At 62.8% G+C, this 19,725-nt stretch carries 20 protein-coding genes and 1 tRNA gene; 5 read left to right on the plus strand and 16 right to left on the minus strand.

Annotated features, from left to right (window positions below; translation table 11 throughout):
* Positions 1-12: 12 nt before the first annotated feature.
* The 12 genes from CHR90_RS10890 to CHR90_RS10945 form a co-directional block, all read right to left on the minus strand.
* The gene (locus CHR90_RS10890; protein ID WP_094409018.1) at positions 13-1,644 is read right to left on the minus strand and encodes a CTP synthase; all 1,632 of its coding nucleotides are present in this window, start codon (positions 1,642-1,644) and stop codon (positions 13-15) included.
* 89 nt (positions 1,645-1,733) lie between these two features.
* A complete protein-coding gene (gene secG, locus CHR90_RS10895) occupies positions 1,734-2,048 on the minus strand; it encodes a preprotein translocase subunit SecG (protein WP_094409019.1) in 315 nt (104 codons plus the stop codon).
* Positions 2,049-2,170: 122 nt separating this feature from the next.
* The gene (gene tpiA, locus CHR90_RS10900) at positions 2,171-2,917 is read right to left on the minus strand and encodes a triose-phosphate isomerase (RefSeq protein ID WP_094409020.1); all 747 of its coding nucleotides are present in this window, start codon (positions 2,915-2,917) and stop codon (positions 2,171-2,173) included.
* A gap of 23 nt (positions 2,918-2,940) precedes the next feature.
* Positions 2,941-3,429, minus strand: a complete 489-nt coding sequence (locus tag CHR90_RS10905; RefSeq protein ID WP_094409021.1) for a CinA family protein — start codon at positions 3,427-3,429, stop codon at positions 2,941-2,943.
* Positions 3,417-3,902 (minus strand): phosphatidylglycerophosphatase A family protein, encoded by a 486-nt coding sequence (locus CHR90_RS10910; protein ID WP_229671445.1) that lies wholly within the window; start codon positions 3,900-3,902, stop codon positions 3,417-3,419. The genes CHR90_RS10905 and CHR90_RS10910 overlap by 13 nt, the downstream gene beginning before the upstream one ends.
* 13 nt (positions 3,903-3,915) lie before the next feature.
* Positions 3,916-5,061 carry a bifunctional 2-C-methyl-D-erythritol 4-phosphate cytidylyltransferase/2-C-methyl-D-erythritol 2,4-cyclodiphosphate synthase gene (locus CHR90_RS10915; protein WP_094409023.1) on the minus strand — a complete coding sequence of 382 codons (1,146 nt, stop codon included), beginning with the start codon at positions 5,059-5,061 and terminating at the stop codon, positions 3,916-3,918.
* Positions 5,062-5,066: 5 nt separating this feature from the next.
* The gene (locus tag CHR90_RS10920; protein WP_094409024.1) at positions 5,067-6,953 is read right to left on the minus strand and encodes a peptidylprolyl isomerase; all 1,887 of its coding nucleotides are present in this window, start codon (positions 6,951-6,953) and stop codon (positions 5,067-5,069) included.
* 82 nt (positions 6,954-7,035) lie between these two features.
* Positions 7,036-7,440 carry an acyl-CoA thioesterase gene (locus tag CHR90_RS10925; RefSeq protein ID WP_094409025.1) on the minus strand — a complete coding sequence of 135 codons (405 nt, stop codon included), beginning with the start codon at positions 7,438-7,440 and terminating at the stop codon, positions 7,036-7,038.
* Positions 7,441-7,499: 59 nt separating this feature from the next.
* The gene (locus CHR90_RS10930; RefSeq protein WP_094409026.1) at positions 7,500-7,910 is read right to left on the minus strand and encodes a VOC family protein; all 411 of its coding nucleotides are present in this window, start codon (positions 7,908-7,910) and stop codon (positions 7,500-7,502) included.
* On the minus strand, positions 7,907-9,424 hold the full coding sequence (locus tag CHR90_RS10935; protein WP_141210928.1) for a sensor histidine kinase: 1,518 nt from the start codon (positions 9,422-9,424) through the stop codon (positions 7,907-7,909). The genes CHR90_RS10930 and CHR90_RS10935 overlap by 4 nt, the downstream gene beginning before the upstream one ends.
* Positions 9,425-9,580: 156 nt before the next feature.
* Positions 9,581-10,012, minus strand: coding sequence for a hypothetical protein (locus tag CHR90_RS10940; protein WP_094409028.1), 432 nt, complete (start codon positions 10,010-10,012; stop codon positions 9,581-9,583).
* Positions 10,013-10,172: 160 nt separating this feature from the next.
* Entirely contained in the window at positions 10,173-10,364 is a 192-nt protein-coding gene (locus tag CHR90_RS10945) for a hypothetical protein (RefSeq protein WP_094409029.1), read from the minus strand.
* Positions 10,365-10,479: 115 nt separating this feature from the next.
* Between CHR90_RS10945 and CHR90_RS10950 the strand changes: the two genes are divergently transcribed.
* From CHR90_RS10950 to CHR90_RS10965, 4 genes are all read left to right on the plus strand, one after another.
* Positions 10,480-11,103 (plus strand): TetR/AcrR family transcriptional regulator, encoded by a 624-nt coding sequence (locus tag CHR90_RS10950; protein WP_094409030.1) that lies wholly within the window; start codon positions 10,480-10,482, stop codon positions 11,101-11,103.
* Positions 11,091-12,248: an efflux RND transporter periplasmic adaptor subunit gene (locus tag CHR90_RS10955; protein ID WP_094409031.1), complete on the plus strand. Its 1,158-nt coding sequence runs from the start codon at positions 11,091-11,093 to the stop codon at positions 12,246-12,248. Before CHR90_RS10950 ends, CHR90_RS10955 begins: the two co-directional genes overlap by 13 nt.
* Before the next feature lie 4 nt (positions 12,249-12,252).
* A complete protein-coding gene (locus CHR90_RS10960) occupies positions 12,253-15,381 on the plus strand; it encodes an efflux RND transporter permease subunit (protein ID WP_094409032.1) in 3,129 nt (1,042 codons plus the stop codon).
* 132 nt (positions 15,382-15,513) lie between these two features.
* Complete coding sequence (locus tag CHR90_RS10965) at positions 15,514-16,275, plus strand: helix-turn-helix domain-containing protein (protein ID WP_094409033.1); 762 nt, start codon at positions 15,514-15,516, stop codon at positions 16,273-16,275.
* A 1-nt stretch (position 16,276) separates the two neighbouring features.
* On the opposite strand, the gene CHR90_RS10970 is transcribed toward CHR90_RS10965, so the two are convergent.
* The 4 genes from CHR90_RS10970 to CHR90_RS10985 all read right to left on the minus strand — a co-directional run bounded on the left by CHR90_RS10970 (position 16,277) and on the right by CHR90_RS10985 (position 18,256).
* A tRNA-Pro gene (locus CHR90_RS10970) sits at positions 16,277-16,353 on the minus strand.
* A gap of 172 nt (positions 16,354-16,525) precedes the next feature.
* Entirely contained in the window at positions 16,526-17,041 is a 516-nt protein-coding gene (locus tag CHR90_RS10975) for a MerR family transcriptional regulator (RefSeq protein ID WP_094409034.1), read from the minus strand.
* Positions 17,038-17,364 carry an integration host factor subunit alpha gene (locus CHR90_RS10980; protein ID WP_094409035.1) on the minus strand — a complete coding sequence of 109 codons (327 nt, stop codon included), beginning with the start codon at positions 17,362-17,364 and terminating at the stop codon, positions 17,038-17,040. The genes CHR90_RS10975 and CHR90_RS10980 overlap by 4 nt, the downstream gene beginning before the upstream one ends.
* Before the next feature lie 280 nt (positions 17,365-17,644).
* Positions 17,645-18,256: a LysE family translocator gene (locus CHR90_RS10985; protein ID WP_094409036.1), complete on the minus strand. Its 612-nt coding sequence runs from the start codon at positions 18,254-18,256 to the stop codon at positions 17,645-17,647.
* A 95-nt stretch (positions 18,257-18,351) separates the two neighbouring features.
* Between CHR90_RS10985 and CHR90_RS10990 the strand changes: the two genes are divergently transcribed.
* A complete protein-coding gene (locus CHR90_RS10990; protein WP_094409037.1) occupies positions 18,352-19,725 on the plus strand; it encodes an aminotransferase-like domain-containing protein in 1,374 nt (457 codons plus the stop codon).

Genomic DNA, 19,725 nt, shown 5'->3' on the forward strand with positions numbered 1-19,725 from the left:
GGGGTGTCTCCGTTACACGATCCGGCTTTGCTGCACCGCAGCCTTCACGAAAGCGGTAAATAGCGGGTGCGGATCGAAAGGCCGCGACTTGAGTTCCGGGTGGAACTGCACACCAACGAACCAAGGATGATCGAGATATTCAACGATTTCCGGCAACTCGTTATCCGGTGACATGCCGGTAAAGCGATAGCCGACTTTTTCCAACTGGTCGCGGTAGGTGATATTCACCTCGTAGCGATGACGGTGGCGTTCCTGGATCAGCGGCACGCCGTAGGCTTCGCGGGCCTTACTGTCGTTCGCCAGCACACACGGATAAGCGCCAAGGCGCATGGTGCCGCCCAAATCGCCCTTATCGTCGCGGGTTTCGACACTATTGCCCTTGACCCATTCGGTCATCAGACCGACGACCGGCTGAGCGGTTTCGCCAAATTCCGTCGAGGACGCATCGGCAAGCCCCGCAACATTGCGCGCGCCTTCGATCACCGCCATTTGCAGGCCGAAACAGATGCCGAAATAGGGGATCTTATGCTCGCGCGCAAAGCGCACGGCTTCGACCTTGCCTTGGCTGCCGCGCTCGCCGAACCCGCCGGGGACGAGAATCCCATCGACGCCTTCCAACTTCGGGGTCGGGTTTTCATGCTCGAAAATTTCGGCATCGACCCACTGCAGCTTAACCTTGACGTTATTGGCGATGCCGCCGTGGGTCAGCGCTTCCGCCAAAGACTTATAACTATCCATCAGCGCGGTATATTTACCGACAACGGCAATCGTCACCTGGCCTTCCGGGTTGCGGATGCGGCTGACGATATGCTGCCACTTCGACAGGTCCGGCTGCTGCGAGCGATGTTCGAGGCCGAAATAACTCAGAACCTCGCGGTCAAAGCCTTCCTGATGGTAGGCGATGGGAACCTGATAGATGGTATCCACGTCAATCGCCGGAATGACGCGGCCCGGTTTGACGTTACAGAACTGCGCCATTTTGCGCAGAGCATCGGGCGGAATCACCCGGTCGCAGCGCACCAGCAGAATATCCGGCTGGATCCCGACCGACAGCAGCTCCTTCACCGAATGCTGGGTTGGCTTGGTCTTATGCTCGCCCGCCGACGCGATATAGGGCACCAGCGTCAGATGAACGAACAGCGAGCGTTCGCGCCCGATTTCATTGGCAAACTGGCGAATGGCTTCGATAAACGGCAGGCTTTCGATATCCCCCACCGTGCCGCCGATTTCGACGAGGCAGAAGTCTTCGTCAGTCAGGTCGGAGCGGATGAAATTCTTAATCCCGTCCGTCACGTGGGGAATGACCTGAATGGTCGCGCCCAGATAGTCGCCCCGGCGTTCCTTGGCCAAAACGTCCGAATAGATGCGGCCCGTGGTCACATTATCCGACCGGCGCGCCGAAACGCCCGTGAAGCGTTCGTAATGACCGAGGTCGAGGTCGGTTTCCGCCCCATCGTCAGTCACAAAGACTTCGCCGTGCTGATAGGGCGACATGGTGCCCGGATCGACGTTCAAATAGGGATCGAGCTTGCGCAGGCGAACCTTAAAGCCGCGCGCTTGCAGCAGCGCCCCTAAGGCCGCCGAGGCCATGCCCTTACCCAGCGAAGAAACCACCCCGCCCGTGATGAAGATAAAGCGCGTCATTCCCCGCTCCTGCCTTCTCGCAAAATCAAAGGCCCCCCGCCGCTATGGGCCGCGAGGGGGCCATGAAAACCATCGATGAACCCGAAACTTTACTTGGCGAGCGGCACGCTCGGCTGGGCCGGGGCTTCGACCGGCGCGGCGGCCGGAACATCCAGGATCGACTTGCGCTCCGGGGCGCCGCTGCTGGCGAGGATCGCCAACACCAGACTGGTCACCATGAAAGCACCCGCCAAAATACCGGTCGTCCGGGTCAGGAAATTCGCCGTGCCGCGCGCCGTCATGAAACCGCCGCCGCCCCCGCCGCCAATACCCAAGCCGCCGCCCTCGCTCTGTTGGATCAAAATGATCCCCACCAGAAACACGGCAAGCACGAGATGAATGACCAGCAGAATGGTTTGTAGCATGAACAGTCTCAACCAAAAGCGCGCGGCACGCGTCCGTGCCGCTAGGATGGGGAGGTATTTAGCGCCGGATGGCGCCGCTTACCAGAGGCAAATGTCGAAGTTCTGATGCGCGGTTTCGACGCTTACGCCGGACAGGCCGACGCGATAGCCTGAAAATCCGCCGCAACAAGGCTGGCCCCGCCGACCAGCACGCCGTTCACATCCGGCGTCGCCAGAATTTCCGCCGCATTGCCGGGCTTCACCGACCCGCCGTAGAGCAGCTTCACCGCTGCCCCCGTCCCGTCGATGGACAGCAGCACCTTGCGCAGATGGGCATGTACTTCGGCAATCTGGTCGGCATTCGCCGTTAGTCCGGTGCCAATCGCCCAAACGGGTTCATAAGCCACGACGACGCGGGCAAGATCGCCACTGGGCAAGGAGCCGCGCAGGCTGGCTTCAACGACGGCCAGGGTTTCCCCGGCCTGCCGCTGCGCCAACGACTCGCCGATGCAGATAATCGGCGTCAGCCCGGCCGCAAGCGCGGCTTCCGCCTTAGCTTTCACCTGCGCATCGGTTTCGCCATGATCGGCGCGGCGTTCCGAATGGCCGACGATCACGAATGTCCCGCCCGCCGCCGCGATCATCGGCGCAGCAATATCGCCGGTATGGGCACCGGAGGCTTTGGCATGGCAATCCTGCCCACCGACCGCAATCGGTAGCCCATCGAAGGCTTGAACCGCCGCCGCCAGCAGGGTTGCGGGCGGGCAGATCAGCAGACCGCCCCGGCTGCCGCCGCTCCAGGCACGCATCGCGTCGGCAAAAGACTTAAGATCGGCGGGCAGACCGACCATCTTCCAGTTTCCGGCGATCAAGGGCTTTAAGGCAGACATCGGCGTTCCCCTTTCAATTTTTCTTAGGTTTCAAGCGGTTCAAGCAGCATCTGCAAAGCGCGGTTGACCGTTGCGCGGCGAATTTCGGCCCGGTCACCGGGGAAAATCTGGCGCTCCACCTGGACGGCGTTCCCTCGGCGTTGGCAGGCCAAATAGACCAGCCCTACCGGCTTCTCTGCCGACCCGCCGCTCGGCCCGGCGATCCCCGTGACGGCAACAGCAAGATCGACCGTCGGCACGCGCGCCAGCAGCCCGCCGACCATCGCCCCCGCCGTCTGAGCCGAAACCGCGCCGTGTGCCGCCAGGGTTTCCGCCGGAACGCCGACCAACAACGTCTTGAGATCATTGGAATAAGTAACGATGCCGCCTTCGACCACATCGCTTGATCCAGCAATCTCCGTCAGCGCACCGGCGATCAAGCCACCCGTGCAGCTTTCGACCGTCCCCAGCCGTAGCCCCTTGGCCCGCGCCGCGGCCAGCACCCGCGTTGCCAGACCGGTCAAATCACCCATTTGTCGATCATCCATAGGGCAACCGCCGTGTAGGCCCCGGCGATCAAATCATCGAGCATGATACCAAGCCCGCCCTCCAGCTTCTGATCGGCCCAATTGGCGGGAAACGGCTTCACAATATCGGCGAGACGAAACAGCAAAAACCCAACCAGGTACAGAACCGGATCAAGCGGAACGATGGAGAGGGTGAGGAACTGGCCCGCCACCTCGTCGATCACCACTGGCGACGGATCATCTTTCCCCAACGCCTCGGCATAGCGCTTGCTGGACCAAATCCCGATAAAAAACACTAGAAGCGACGCCGGAATAAGGGCCAAGGGGCTGATAAACCAAGCAATCGCGGCGGCGAACGGCAAAGCCGCCAGCGAGCCCCAAGTGCCGGAGACAAAGGGGATAAGGCCCGATCCAAACCAAGTGGAGAGCAGAGCAACAGGATGATACCAGGGCATACCCGGCGGCAGGCGGGAGGACACGGGCAGGAATCTCCTATTCTGGCAGGCGGAGGGTGGCGACGGCTTGCGCCGCAATCCCCTCTTCCCGCCCGGTAAAACCGAGTTTTTCAGTCGTTGTCGCCTTGATGCTCACGCGATCCAAGGCAATGCCCAGAATCTCAGCCACCCGCGCCTGCATCGCAGCCCGATGCGGGCCGACTTTTGGGCGTTCGCAAATCAAAGTCACATCGGTATGGGCAATCACCCCGCTGCGCGCGGCAACAAGATTGGCGGCATGCCGAAGAAACTGGGCCGAGTCGGCGCCTTTCCAGCGCGGATCGCTGGGCGGGAAATGCTGGCCGATATCCCCCGCCGCTAGCGCCCCCAGGATCGCATCAGTCAGGGCGTGCAGGCCCACATCGGCATCCGAATGCCCGGCAAGCCCGCACGTATGGGGAATTGTCAGCCCACAAAGGGTGACGGAATCGCCATCAGCAAAGGCATGGACGTCGAAACCAGTGCCAACCCGAATATCGGTCAGGTTTTGGCGCAGCCGCGTTTCGGCCTCGGTCAAATCCGCCTCCGTCGTGATTTTTGCCGATACTGGGCTGCCCTCGACCAGATGAACCTTAAGCCCTGCTGCCGTGGCGACGGCGGCATCGTCGGTCAGCCCCTGGCCTCGGGCGGCGCGGTGGGCGCCCAGAATATCGGCGAGCATAAAGCCCTGCGGCGTCTGGGCGCGCCATAGGTTTTGCCGATCGACCAGGGTGTCGCAGACCGCATCGGGGCCGCGCCACAAGGTATCGGCTACTGGGAGTGCGGCAATCGCCCCCGCCCCCGGCTGCACCGCTGCCAGCACCCGATCAATCACCGGCGCGGGAACGCAGGGGCGCGCGGCGTCTTGGATCAAGACCACGTCCACCCCAGCCAAGACCTCCAGCCCCCGCCGCACCGACTCCTGCCGGTCTGCCCCACCGATGACCGGTGGCGGCAGGTCAAGGCCCGCCACGGCGTCGGCATAAAGCGCCGCATCCTCGGCCCGGATGACCACCTGCACCCGGCCAACCGCCGGATGGGTCAGGAAGGTTTCCACCGTCCGCCGCAGGACGGGAACCCCAGCGAGCCGCCGATATTGTTTCGGAACCGGCCCCCCAAAGCGGCTGCCGCTCCCCCCGGCGACGATAAGCGCGACCGCCCGCATCGCGGTTAGAACAGCTTATCGAGCGCGGCGCGGTCCTGGCTAACCTTATAGCGGTTTTGTAGCGCCTGGCGGACGGCGGCGATGGCATCGTTGCGCGCCTGCTCGGTCAACTCGCCCTTCAGCGCGGTGCGGGCCGCCTCGGCTTCCTCGGCGCTCGGCGGGGTAATCGCCGCCAGTCGAGCAACGATATAGCCGCTCCCAGCTTTGCCCGTCACGACCGCCCCAACGGCAGGCGCGTCGAACAGCCCCGTCTGCACGGTCGGTGCCGGGGGCAGATCGGGCGCCAGCAACCCGCGCCGGTCAAAGGGGGCGCTGGTGCGGGCCGCCGGAACCAAATCGGCTAGCGCCTTCCCGCCGCGCACGGCGTTCGCCAGCGTTTCAGCCTGATCGGCCAGGGCCTTATCCTTCTGGGCGTCGGTCCAGGCTGTTAGCACCGCATCGCGCACGGTGTCGAAGGGTTGCACGGCGGCAGCAACGATCTCGCCCACGCGAACGGCAAGGAAGCTATTATTGCCCTTCACCTCAATGAGGCGGCTCGACTTGCCGGTTTCCGTCGCAAACAGCGTGGTCAGCACCTGCGGACGCCCCGGAAATTCCTCGGCAAGGCCCGGGGTTCCGGCAGCGGTCAGCCCGCGACGATCCACCGGCGGTAGATCGGTCAGGCGCGCGCCCGTGGCCGCAGCCGCATCGTCCAGCGATCCACCCGCCGACAGCAGGTCTTCAATTTTATTCGACCGCTCGAAGATCAGGTCGAGCGCGCGGTCCTGTCGGATCGACGCTTCCAAGATCGGCTTGGCCGTCTCGAAATTGGCATCGACGCCCGGCGTGATCGAGACGATCCGCAGCAGGTGCCAGCCAAAAGCGGTTTTCACCGGCGCAGTGACACCCGGTTGCGGCACGGCGAAGGCGGCATCGGCCAAGGCGGCATCGGGCAGATCGGCCTTCGTGATTTCGCCCAGGGCAATGCTATCGGCAGACTGGCCCGCTTCGACGGCGACCGTGGCAAACTCTGCACCGCCGTTGATCTTCTCGGCAGCGGCCTTCGCGGCGGCTTCGTCATTCACCAGCATTTGTTCGATCAGGCGGCGTTCCGGCTGCTGAAACTCTTCGATCCGGGTTTCGAACGCATCGCGCAGATCCTTGTCGGAGATCTTTACCTGATCGACAACCGCCGCCGTATCGAGCACCAGCAGCTTGCCGCCCCGGCGTTCCGGCGCGGTGAACAGTGCGGGATTATCCTTATGGAAGGTGGCTAATGCCTCTTCGCTCGGCGCCGCAGGTACCGGGGCAGCCGCCGGGTCGAGGTAAACATACTCCGCCGCACGCTTTTCCAACCGATAGGTCAGCAGGCGGGAAATCACCTCGTCCGGCACGTCAGCCCCAGAGGCGACGGCAATCGTCAACGCCGCGCGCGACAGATCACCCCGCAACTGCGCCAGGAAGCCCGCTTCCGTGTAGCCCGCCTGCGCCAACACTGCCGCGAACCGCGCCCGGTCGAACTGGCCATTGGCGGCGGCAAAGGCCGGGTTGGTCTGGATCGTCTGGCGCAGCACATCGTCTGAAGTCAGCAGCCCCAGTTTGGCGGCTTCCTGATCGATAGTCAGGCGGGCGACAAGCTGATCCATCGCCTGATCGACCAGGCCGAAGCGCTTGGCCTGCTCGCGGTCAATGCCGCCGAACATGGCGCGTAACTGGTCGAGCTGCGGACCAAGGAGGCGCTGGACCTCCATCCCGTTCAGCTTGCGGTCGCCGACCGTCAGCACCGTTTGCGTGCCAGGGGTGGCCGGACGCAGATAATCGGTGATCCCCCATCCCAAAAAGCTGAGCGCCAGCAGGGAAAAGAGAATTCGGGCAACCCAAGTGGCGCCACGGCCACGCATCGCTTGCAGCATATCTTACGCGCTTTCCAAGACCGAAAACCTAAAGTGGCCGCGACTATAGAGGTGGCAGCGCCCAGCGGCAACCGCCCAAGGGTTAGCGGGCCGGAATCGGGCGGGATTTGCGGCTTTCATCAATCGCAACATAGGTATAGACGCCTTCGGTCACCCGCTCTTCGGTGCCGGTGCGGCCGCGTTTGGCCCAGGCATCAATCCGCACGCGGATCGAGGTGCGACCGACTTTCTCAATCGCCGCGTAAAAGCTGACGAGATCGCCGACGTGGACGGGCTTCAGGAAGCTCATACCTTCAACGGCGATGGTCACGACGCGCCCACCCGACCGCTCGACGGCGACGGTCGCCCCGGCAATATCCATCTGGGAGAGCAGCCACCCGCCAAAAATATCCCCCGCCGGGTTGGTATCGGCAGGCATGGCGAGCACGCGGATCGCCGGTGCCCCCGTTGGGCAATCGGCAATCGGGGTGCCGGGCGGGCAGTGCATAGCCCCGGAGAGCGCAGGATCGGACATAAAAAACTCTTCAATCGCCAAAAAAGACCGCCCTAACCTGCCTTGCTTAACAGGGGTGTGGCAATCTCAATCAGCGTCCCATCCGGGTCGCGGCAATAAACCGATAGGATCGGCCCTTGTGCCCCCGTGCGCTCCACCGGCCCCTGTTCGATGGCAACGCCCTGGGCGGTTAGATGATCGATCCAGACCGGGAGGGGGGTTTCGGTCAAAAAACAAAGATCGCCCGCCCCCACGGTAGGCACCCGCGCCTCGCACGGGGTTGTCGCGAGATCCGGCGTCCAGACCTTGAGATTGATTTTCTGCGTTCCGAAGGCGACCGCCTTGCGTCCAGCGCCGAAGGTCACCTCGGCGCACCCCAGAACACGGCAATAAAAATCGAGGCTCGCCGCCATATCGCGCACCGCCAAAACCAGATGGTCGAGACCGGTCAAGGTCGGGGTCATTGTGGGCGCACCCGATTGGCTGGAAAGGCGACAGTGACGATGGTGCCGACGCCGGGGGAGCTATCGATGGTCAGCTTGGCCTGATGCATTTCGCAAAACGCCTGCACCAGCGGCAGCCCCAAGCCCGTGCCCTGGTGGGAGCGGCTGAGGACATTTTCGATCTGCCCGAAGGCCGAAAGGGCTTTCGGAATATCCTGTGGCCGCATGCCGATCCCCGTATCGCCAACAATCAAGTCGAGACCGCTATCCTCCCGCAGCTTCGCCGCCACCCAGACTTGCCCGCCGGGCAGCGTAAACTTAATGGCGTTGCCCAACAGGTTGATAATGATCTGTTTTATCCGCAGCTCATCCCCATAGAGTTGCGGTAGGTGCGACGGAATATCGGTATGCAGCGAGAGTTTTGCGGTCGTTGCTCGGTCGCGCATCAATTGCGCGCACGAATCGACGGCATGATCTATATCGAACGCCTGCTCCATCAACTCAAACTTACCGGCGGCGACCTTCGACAAATCCAGAATATCATTAATAATTTCAAGCAGATGGGTGCCCGACGTAAACACGTCCCCCGCATAGGCGCGGTAGCGGTCGGACCCCAGCGGGCCGAACATTTCCGACTTCAGCACTTCGGAAAAGCCAAGAATGGCATTCAACGGCGTGCGCAACTCATGGCTAACATTGGCGAGAAACTCGTCCTTCGCCCGGGCTGCCGCTTCGGCCGCGTGCATGGCTTCGCGCAACTCGCGCTCGTTCGACCGCAGGGTCTTGACCATGCGGTTGAAGGCCGAGACGACGACGCCGAGCTGATCGTTGCTTTCCCATCGTACGGTCGGCCATTCGCGGTTCTCGATCCGCTCGATGGCGCGCAGCATCAGCCGCAGCGGACGGAATACCAATTGCTGTAACGACAGAAAAACGGCACCGATCATCAGCACCGCCCCGACCGCAATCGCCGCCCCGGCGGACAGAAGCTGCGTACGCAGAGTTTCGTTCAGCGAGACCTGCGAGACGGCAACGGTCAACTGCCCTAAGGGTACGGCGTCGCGCGCCACCGGATGCGGCACGACGCGGGTAACGGTAATAACATCGGTACCGTCCAGCCGTCCGAAGCCGTGGACGAATTTCCCCGTCTCATCCAGCAGCCGCGCCCCAACGATATCGGGATCCTGCGACAGCGTATCGACAATCCGGGTAATCTGCGGCGAATTCAGTTCCCACAGCGGTTGGCTTAGCGCCTGCACCTGCACATCGGTCGTCACGGTGGCGCGGGTACCGAGGGCCTTCAGCCCATCTTCCGCCGCCGACGTCATCAAGACGATCAGCAGCATGCAGAGCGCTAGCACCATCACCGGCACAACGATCAGCGCGAGTTTGACCTGAAGCGAGGCGCTGCCCAGCCAGGACATGCGCTGTCCCGGCAGCAAATGGCCGACACTGGTGACCGGGATATCGTCCCCCGTCGGCTCGCGCCCCCCGGGAAGCGCCTGTTCCACTGTGTTTGTGTCCGGCCCCAGCACGTTCACTCCTCGCCCGTCCCCCCCGGGGTTCCGCCCTGAGCGCGTGGTGGCGGCGGAACATGTCCACAACCATATCCCAAAGCAACCCCTCTGTCCCCTATTCTTAACATTTCCCGATGCCAAGGCCGGGATGTCAGAACGCAGCAGACCGATAGACTAGGGACGTTGCGGCTGAATGGCGGATTGTTCGGGTTTTACTTTGGCGGAATAGACGATGCAGTTGCTCGTCCGGTCGCGGTAGAACCAATAGTCGTGATCGCGCTGCCGCACGCCGGTCGGGTCAAAAAGGTTCAGCCCGTCCCCCTTCGCACCGCCAACCAGGGCCGCGCCATTCGGCCCCTGAAAATGGCCGGAATATTTATACGGCACACGCTGATTGAAGCGCCCGAAGGAACATAAACGGCTGAGCTTCTTGTCAACGTCGCCGACCTGCCACGACGGCAGCAGCGTGCGCACGACCTTATTCACGCCCTTCGGTGGGATCTGATTACTGGGGATCTGGGCCTGGGCGGTTCCGGCAGCCATCAGCAGCACCGCCAGCGCCGCGGCCTGTTTGAAAATGCCGGTTTTCAGGTAAAAACTGACCACCGCCCGCTAACCCCCTGATAAGCCTTCGCGCTTACCTTAGCAAAGGTGCAAGCCCCCCGCTAGCAGGACGATTTTGCCTAGGGCGCAAAAGGTCACATAAAAAAAGCGGCCAAAAGGCTGGCCGCTTTCCGGTCTTCAGACTTAACCCGCAACGGTCCGCTTATGCGGTCGTATCGACCAACTGCCCGTTAGACGCATTCGCCTGTTTCACCGCCTGCATCGAAGCATCGATCAGCCCAACGATGGAACGTTCGGCGTCGGCCTGCATCTTGAAAGTTTCAATCGCGATGTCGAGATTGAGCGACGCTTTGGTCAAACTCACAGCGGCGCCGGCGATGCTCGATACACTCATCGGGATTCTCCCTAAGGGTTATTTCTCCTGAGTCATACCCCAGGCAAGCGGCAATATCCAGCGCCATCTCTGGCGCGGGCTTGACAACGCCAAAAAACGAACGAATATTCGTTTTATGCCTAAACTCCCCCCTAAGCGCTTGGAAAGCCGCCGCCAAGCTATTTTGGAAGCCGCCGAACGGGCCTTTGCCCGCGACGGGTTTCACGGCACGAGCATGCAGAATATCTGCCGGGAAGCTGGTATCAGCCCCGGCACGCTCTATCTCTATTTTCCCTCGAAGGTTGCTTTGATCGCCGGTCTCTGCGAACGAGACCGTAATGAGATCAAAGCCGCCTTGATCGAGGTCGAGAATGCGCCGAATATTCTGGAGGCGCTGGAGGATATGCTGGTGCATTACGCCTGCGTCGAACCGCACGAACGCCGCGCCCTGATGTTCGAAATCGGGGCGGAAGCCCTGCGCAACCCCGATATCGCCAAACTGATGACCGAGACGGACGATGCTTTCACAGCGATGATCCGCGCCACGGTGGTCGGCGCGGTGGACGCAGGGCGTATCAAGCCGCACGGCGATATCGACACGATCTTCGACCTTCTCTCCGCCCTCGGCGACGGCATTCTTTGGCGGGCGACCCTCCGCCCCGATCTTGACCACCGGAACAGCATCCGCCGGATTTTCGCGCTGGTCCGCCAGCAGCTTCTGACCTCGACCACGGATACCCCCCTCGCATGTCCCGCATGATTTTTTCCGCCCGCCCCCTGCGCACCGCTTTGGCGGGTGCGCTCGCCCTCTCGCTCAGTGCTGGTGCTCTGGCGCAGGACGCTGGGCCAAAGCCGCCGACGGTCAGCACCGTCACAGCGGCTAAGCGCGACATCATCTCCCGCGTCACCGTGACGGGCAGCATCGTTGCCCGTGAAGAAGTGCTGGTCTCGCCCGAAATCGAAAACCTGCGCATTGTCGAAATCCTGGTCGAAGAGGGCGACCGGGTGGAGAAAGGCCAAGTGCTCGCCCGCCTGTCGCGCGATACGCTACAAGCCGAACTCGCCCGGCTGGAGGCCGCGCAAAGCCGCCTGAACGCCGGGATCAATCAGGCCGACGCCAGCCGGGCCGAGGCCGAAGCCGCGCTGAAGCGCAGCCAAGCCCTGCGCCAAACCGGCAATGCTTCCCAAGAACAGCTCGATCAGCGCACGGCAACGGCGCGCACGACCCAGGCGGGCCTCAGAATCGCCGAGGCACAGCGGATCGAGAATGAAGCGCAGATCCGCGAAGTGCGCATTCGCCTGGGCCGAACCGACGTAAAAGCCCCCGCCGCCGGGGTCGTCAGCAAGCGTACCGCCAAACTGGGCGCCCAAACCTCAAACGGCGCCGATCCGCTGTTCCGCATTATCGCCGATGGGGCGCTGGATGTGGCGGGGGATGTGCCGGAAGCGCGTTTCTTGCAACTGCGCGTCGGCCAACGCGCCGACATCGAACTGCCGGATGGGCAGCGGGTCGCAGGCCAGGTGCGCTTACTGTCCCCCACCGTCAATGCCACGACGCGCCTGGGCGCCGTTCGTATCGCCCTGCCCTCCGGTGCCCCGGCACTGCTGGGGAATTTCGCGCGCGGCACAGTCATCACCGCTGAAAAATCCGCCCTCGTCGCCCCCGCTGCCGCCCTGCAATTCGGGCCGAAAGTCACGGTACAGATTGCCAAGGACGGTAAGATCGAAACCCGCACGGTTCAGACTGGCATTCGCGGCGGCGGATTGATCGAGATTTTGAGCGGCCTTGCCGAAGGCGATGAAATCATTGCCAAAGCCGGAACCTTCTTACGCCAGGGCGACCGGGTACGCCCGCAGCCGGTGGCGCTTGAAGCCGTGCTGAACGCCGGATCGATCGGGGAATAACTGCATGTCCATGAATATTTCCGGCTGGGCAATCCGCCGCCCTATCCCGTCGCTGATGCTGTTTCTGGTGCTGATGGTGCTCGGCATCGTCTCCTTCCAGAAGCTGCCGATCACCCGCTTTCCCAATATCGATTTTCCGGTCATCAGCGTCACCATTACCCAGACCGGCGCCGCCCCGTCGGAACTGGAGACCCAGGTGACGAAGAAGGTCGAGGATTCGATTTCCGGCATCACCGGCGTCAAGCATATCGTCTCGACCCTCACCGATGGCCGCTCGGTCACCACCATCGAATTCCGCCTGGAAGTGAACAGCGACCGCGCCTTGAACGATACGAAGGACGCTATTGCCCGCATCCGCGCCGATCTGCCGCGCACCATTGACGAGCCGATTGTCGAACGGATCGACGTGGTGGGCCTGCCGATTGTCACCTATGCCGCCGCCTCCCCCGCTATGACGCCCGAAGAACTGTCGTGGTTCGTCGATGACGTGGTGGCGCGCGAACTGCAAAGTGTTAAGGGCGTTGGGCAGGTCGAGCGGATCGGCGGTGTCACCCGCGAAATCCAGGTCACCCTGAACCCGGACCGCATGCTCGCCCTGGGCGTCACCGCCGCCGATATTACCCGCGCCCTGCGCGCCGTGAATATCGATCTTGCCGGCGGGCGAAGCGAGGTTGGGGCGCGTGAGCAATCCATCCGCGCCCTCGGCGGGGCGAAAACCCTGGCCGATCTGGCCGCAACGCCGCTGATGCTGAACAGCGGTATGCTGCTGCGCCTATCGGATGTCGCGACGATCACCGATAGTTTTGCCGAACCGCGCAAGTTTGCCCGATTGGACGGTAAACCGGTGGTGGCCTTCAGCACCTACCGCAGCAAAGGCGCCAGTGACGCCGAAGTGGCGAAGGCCGTCGAAGCCAAGATTGCGTCCCTGGGGGCGAAATATCCGAACGTCAGCCTCGACCTGATCGACAGCTATGTGACCTATACGGTCGGCAATTATAACTCGGCGATGAGCACGCTGATCGAAGGCGCGGTGCTGGCGGTGCTGGTCGTCTTCGTCTTCCTGCGCGACCTGCGGGCGACGATCATCACCTGTCTCGCGCTGCCGCTCTCGGTGTTGCCGACCTTCTGGATCATGGACGCCCTCGGCTTCTCACTCAACCTCGTCAGCCTGCTGGCTCTAACGCTGGTGACGGGGATTCTGGTCGATGATGCCATCGTGGAAATCGAAAACATCGTTCGGCACCGCCATATGGGTAAATCGCCCTATCGGTCGGCGATGGAAGCGGCGGATGAAATCGGACTGGCGGTGATCGCCATTACCATGACCATTGTCGCCGTTTTCGCCCCGGTTAGTTTCATGGGCGGGATCGCTGGGCAATACTTCAAGCAGTTCGGCATTACGGTCGCGATTGCCGTGCTCTTTTCACTCTTGGTTGCCCGCCTGATAACCCCAATGTTGGCGGCCTATCTGATGAAAGGCGCCCCCCATCTTGAAAAGCCCGAAGGCTGGCTGATGCGGCGCTATACCCGCCTCGTCGACTGGTCGGTGCGCTGGCGCGGGGTAACGGTGCTGGCGGGCCTAGGGATTTTCGGCCTGTCGATCTTCTCCTCAACCCTGCTGCCCAGCGGCTTTCTGCCCGCCGAAGATACCGCTCGCTCGGTCCTGGCGCTGGAGATGACGCCGGGCACCACCCTGGCGGAGGCGGAGGCAACCGCCGATCTTATCGCCCATAAGCTGAAGGAACTGCCGGAAGTCCGCTCCGTCCTCGTCGATGGTGGTCGCATCTTCGGCCAGGGCGACGAGGTCCGCAAAGCCTCGCTGATCGTTAATTTCGTTCCGAAAGGGCAGCGGAACCGCAGCCAGAGCCAATTGCAAACGGCCATCGGCGGTATCGTTGCCGATATTCCCGATCTGCGCTTCTGGTTCATCAATGAAAACGGGCAGCGCACCTTCGCCCTCCTGGTAACCGGCGGCGAAACCAATGTGATCGAAGATTTGGCCGATGACCTCGCTGCCGAAATGCGCAGCCTGCCGCAGCTTGAGAATGTTATCTCGACAGCCGCCCTCGACCGGCCAGAAATGCGGATCGTCCCTGACCGCGAACGCACCGCCCGCTTAGGGATTTCGACGGAAACCCTGTCGGAAGTGGTGCGCGTCGCCACCATCGGCGATAGTTCGACCAACCTGCCAAAGTTCACCGTCGGCGACCGTCAAGTCCCGATCCGCGTGCAGCTCGACCCGGCCCAGCGCGGCAATATCGACCTGCTGGAAACGCTGACCGTGCCGACCAATTCGGGTACTCCCGTGCCGCTGGGGGCGGTGGCCAGCCTTGCCTTCGGTCAAGGCCCGGCAACGATCAACCGCTATGACCGCGCCCGCCGGGTTTCGGTGGAAGCCGATCTGGTGGGCAATACTGCCCTGGGTGAAGCGACGGAGGCGGTACGCGCCCTTCCGGTGGTCAAGACGTTCCCGCCGGGAGTGGAGCTTAAGGAAACCGGCGATGCGGAAGTGATGGTTGAAGTCTTCCAAGGCTTCGCGATGGCGATGGGCGCCGGGATTATGATGGTCTATGCCGTGCTGGTGCTGCTGTTCGGCAGCTTCCTGCAACCGGTAACCATTCTCTTCTCGCTGCCGCTCTCCATCGGTGGGGCGATCTTCGCCCTTTTCATCACCCAGCAGCCGATTTCCCTGCCGGTCGTCATCGGGTTCCTTATGCTGATGGGCATCGTCACGAAAAACGCCATCATGCTGGTCGATTTCGCCGTCGAAGAAATCGCGCGCGGGGTGCCGCGTCGGGAAGCGATTGTCGATGCCGGGCGGAAACGCGCCCGCCCGATCATCATGACGACGATTGCCATGGCGGCAGGGATGGTGCCGTCCGCGCTGGCCTTCGGCGACGGCGGCGAGTTCCGCGCGCCGATGGCGATTGCCGTGATTGGCGGGCTGATCGTCTCGACGCTGCTCTCGCTGGTCTTCGTCCCCGCCGTCTTCTGCCTGATGGATGATGTGGCGAAGGGCCTCTGGCGCTTCTTCAGCCGCTTTATCGGCCCCAGCGACGACCCGGAGGAGGATAAAACCACCGCCGACCTGCCGCAGGGGCACCCCCAACCGCGCGTTCAACCGGCGGAATAGGGTGCCCCCAGCCTCACCCCGCTCTGGGATGACCCTGGAGCGGGGTTTTTCATGCCTTGAGTTACACGTAACTCACGATGACCCATCGCATCTCGGCGTGACGCAGTGCGTTGAATTGAGTTATCCTGCGTCATGACCGCGATGACCGACCTGCTTGCCCTGCTGCAACAGCGCCAAGAGGCCCTGGGCTTGTCCGAGCGCGCCCTGTGCCGGGCAGCGGGGGTGAGTGAACAGGCGATCAAGCGCCTACGGGCGGGCCATACGCCGAATGGTGAGACCAGGGCCAAACTGCTCGCGTTTCTCGGGATAGCACCAGGGATAGCGCTAGCCCCCGGGGTGCCCCCTTCCCTCGCCGCCCTACAGCCGACGCGGCGGGCGGTGCCGGTGATCGGGGAATCTGATGCCCGGCGCTGGTATCCCTCCGGTCTGCCGTGGCTGCCGGGCGGAGAGCGTTTGATGCTGCCGGCATTGCATTCCACCCTGCCCCGCTTTGCCGTTACCCAAACGGGGGCGGGCCTCGACCGTCTCTATCCGCGCGGCACGCTGCTGATTGCCGCCCCCTACCCCGCCCTCGGGCGCTCCCCGGAACCAGGCGACCGGGTTCTGGTTCTTCAGCACGACAGCGCGACGGGTTGGGCGTTGGGGGCGTGGGAATATGGCGCCAGTCCCGATGGGCAAGGCCTGCTCTGGTCACGCGCGCTGGTCGATGAGCTTGCACAGCCGCTGGTTCTGACGGAACCCCCTGCCCTTGCACCGCTTGGCCTCGACGGGCTACCGGAGATACGCAGCCCCGCCGCCATCACCCTGATCGGCGTGATCGTGCAAACCCTGCAGCCGGAACCTTGGCTGGCCGACAGCGACCGTTTTCATGAAGGAAATGTGGGGGAAAATTAAATGGTCGGAGCGACAGGATTCGAACCTGCGACCCCCAGACCCCCAGTCTGATGCGCTACCAGGCTGCGCTACGCTCCGACCGTTTGCTCCGGCGTGCGCCGCAGCAGGAGCGGACTATAGACGCGGTGGCGCGGGCATGCAAGCGATGGCAGCGCATCGGCTTATATGGGCATGCCAAGGGTTTATCAGGGTTAAACGACAACGGGCGGCCCGTAAGACCGCCCGTTGCACAATTTGTTTGCCGGAAGGGTTAGCGTGCTAGACCCCGCACCAACGCACGGTGGGCTGCTTCCAGTTCCGCAATCGCTTCTTCAATCACGGCCCGCGCTTCGATCGGCAGGGCTGGGATCGGCCCGCGCGACAGCGCTAGGGTCGGCAGGCGCGGTGCTGCGGGGGTTTCTACGACGTCCAAGCCAAGATCGGTATCCTCGCCCGGCATTTCCGGCGCTTGGCCGGGGGCCAGACGGTCTTCATCCGTCAGCTTGGCGTTAGGGGTCTTCAGAAGCTTCTGAACGCCCTTAATCGTGTAGCCGTCGCGATACAGAAGCTCGCGAATCCGGCGCAGCAAATCAACATCTTCCGGGCGATAATAGCGGCGCCCGCCGCCGCGCTTCAGCGGCTTAATCTGCGGAAACTTGCTTTCCCAAAAACGCAGCACATGCGGCGGAACGTCCAGATCGGACGCCACTTCGCTGATGGTGCGGAACGCGCTCGCCGATTTCGTTACGCGGCGCGCGCCCTGATCCGTCACTTCGGCGGTGCTCATTCACCCGTCTCCCGCTTCTCAAGCGCCTGCATGCCTTCGTTAATCCGGTTCTTCAGAACGTGGGATGGCCGAAAGACTAGAACTTGTCGGGGCATAATCGGCACCTCTTCCCCTGTTTTGGGGTTGCGGCCAATGCGTTCGCCCTTCTTCCGCACCGAGAAACTGCCGAAGGAAGAAATCTTAACCATTTCACCGTCCGCCAAAGCGTCGGCAATCTCTTGCAGGACCGTTTCCACCAGTTGGGCGGATTCGTTCCGGGACAAACCAACTTCCTGATAGACCGCCTCGCTGAGCTGAGCGCGAGTTACTGTCTCTTCGGTCATCGAGTCCCCCCTGCTATAAGCCCGTACCGTACCGCCCATACGGCGATCCGTCAATTGCGTTTCGATAACAACGCATTGGATAGGCTTTCTGAACCTTCGCCTGAGTCCAAGAGGGCTTGGAACCCGCCATAGCTCGCCATCGTATGGCGATGCGATATTCCCGCCCCCGTGTCACAGGTTTATCACACTTTAGATGAAGCGTTGGATTCAGAAAACTGTTTATGCACTTGATCGCTTAAGAATCTTTTAAGGGATTTTGCTTGCATTTTAGGCAAACACCTTATGCTGCCGTCTGAAGCAACGGATAGAGCGCCGAGGCAGCGAGCAGGACCGCCATCGCCCAATTGATCTGGCGCACCCGGCGGGGGTTCTTCATCAGCCGCCGCATCGCCGAGCCGAACCCGGCCCAAAGGGCGATGCACGGGCTCCCAACACACAGGAAGGCCAGCGCGATCACCAGCACGCTGATCGTAAACGCCCCCGGCACGGTATAGGTAGAGACCGCGCCGATCGACATGATCCAGGCCTTGGGGTTTACCCATTGAAACGCCGCCGCTTGCAGGAAGCTGAACGGTTTCCGGTCGGTCGCCGTATCCGACAGCCCCACCGGGGTCGCCGTTGCGATCTTCCACGCGAGATAGAGCAGGTAAACCGTTGCGACGACGCGCAAAATTTCGTGCAAATGCGGGATCACTTTAAAGAGTTCCCCCGCCCCCAACCCGACCGCCGCAACCATCAGGGCAAAGCCGATGGCGATGCCCAGAATATGCGGCCCCGTGCGCCAGAAGCCGAAGGTTAGGCCGGACGCGAGCAACATGGCGTTGTTCGGCCCGGGGGTGATGGTGGTCACAAAGGCATAGGCGGCAATCGCCAATAGAAGATCAATACTCATGGAACACGCCTTTCAACGGAAGACGGTTCAGCATAGAAACGTGACACTTTGGCGGAAACCATTATAGTGTTCCGTGACACTTTTTAGGAAAAGCGATGCGCCTCGCCTCCCCTTGGTCCCCCCGCCTCGCCGACCGCGACGGCCGCCCCGCCGACCGGCTGGCCTTTGCGCTGGAAGAAGATATTCACGCCGGTCTGTTGCCCGGCGGCGCCCGCCTGCCCGCGCACCGTGACCTTGCCTATCGGCTGAACATCGGCCTCGGCAGCGTTACGAAGGCCTATCAGACGCTGGAGGCGCGGGGGTTGGTCGCCAGCGAGCAGGGGCGCGGCATGTTCGTGCGGATCGCCGACGCCAGCCTGTCGCCGCCGCTCGACCTTAGCCTCAACGCGCCGCCGCAACTGATTTCTGACCAGTTCCTCGCCAGTTCCTTGCGCAAACTGGCGCGGCGGCTCGATGCCGCCAGTTTCGGCGCCTATGTTCCCCCAGCGGGGCGGCCCGATCATCGGGCGGCGAAAGCCGGGTGGCTGCGCCAGTTCGGCGTGCCCGCGACGGGGGCGACGACCTTGCTGACCAACGGCGCCCAGCAGGCGCTGGCGCTGTGTATCGGTCTTGCCCAACAGCAGGGGCGTGCCCTTTTGGTTGAGGAGGTGACCTATCCCGGCATCATTGACCTGTGCCACCGTCATGGGGTGCCGCTCGTACCGGTGGCAACCGACGCCGATGGCCCGGACCCCGCGGCGCTGGACGGGCATCTACACCGCTTAGCGGCAGCGGGCCAGCAGGCCGCGCTTTATCTCATGCCGACGCTGCATAATCCGACCGCCCGCAGCCTACCGGAGGAACGCCGGGAAGCGCTGATCACCCTCTGCCGCCGCTATGACGCCTGGATCATCGAGGACGAGGTTTATGCGCCCTTGGCCGATGATGCCCTGCCACCGATGGTGCAGCGGGCGCCGGAGCGGGTGTTCTATGTCGGTGGCCTCTCGAAAATCGTAAGCCCAGGTCTGCGCATGGGCTGGCTGGTGGCCCCACCGGCCCTGGTTGCGGCGGCGGAAGCCATTCTGGCGACCAGCACGACCACCGCCGCCCCGCTGTCGAGCTTTCTCTTGGTCACCTGGCTGGAAGATGGCGCCGCCGATACGCTAATGGCGACGCTGAAGCAGGAAGCGACCGAACGGCGCGCGCTCGCCCGGGCGATTCTTGCCGATAGGCTGCCGCAGATCGGTATCGGCGGCTTTCATCTCTGGCTGCCCTGCCCGCTGGCGGAGGCCGACCGCATCGCCCTTGCCGCGCAAGCGCGCGGCCTGCTGCTGCTGCCGCCACGCTCCTTCCTGCCGACCGAGGCTAGCCCCTTGGCCGGGGTGCGCGTCTGTCTCGGCCCGCCGCCCTTGGCGGAGCTCGAGCGCGGTCTTAAATTGTTCAAACAGATCGTTACCCAGAGCGGGCCGGGACGGCGCGCAGCAGTCTAG

It is taken from the genome of Elstera cyanobacteriorum, assembly GCF_002251735.1.
Classification (GTDB): domain Bacteria; phylum Pseudomonadota; class Alphaproteobacteria; order Elsterales; family Elsteraceae; genus Elstera; species Elstera cyanobacteriorum.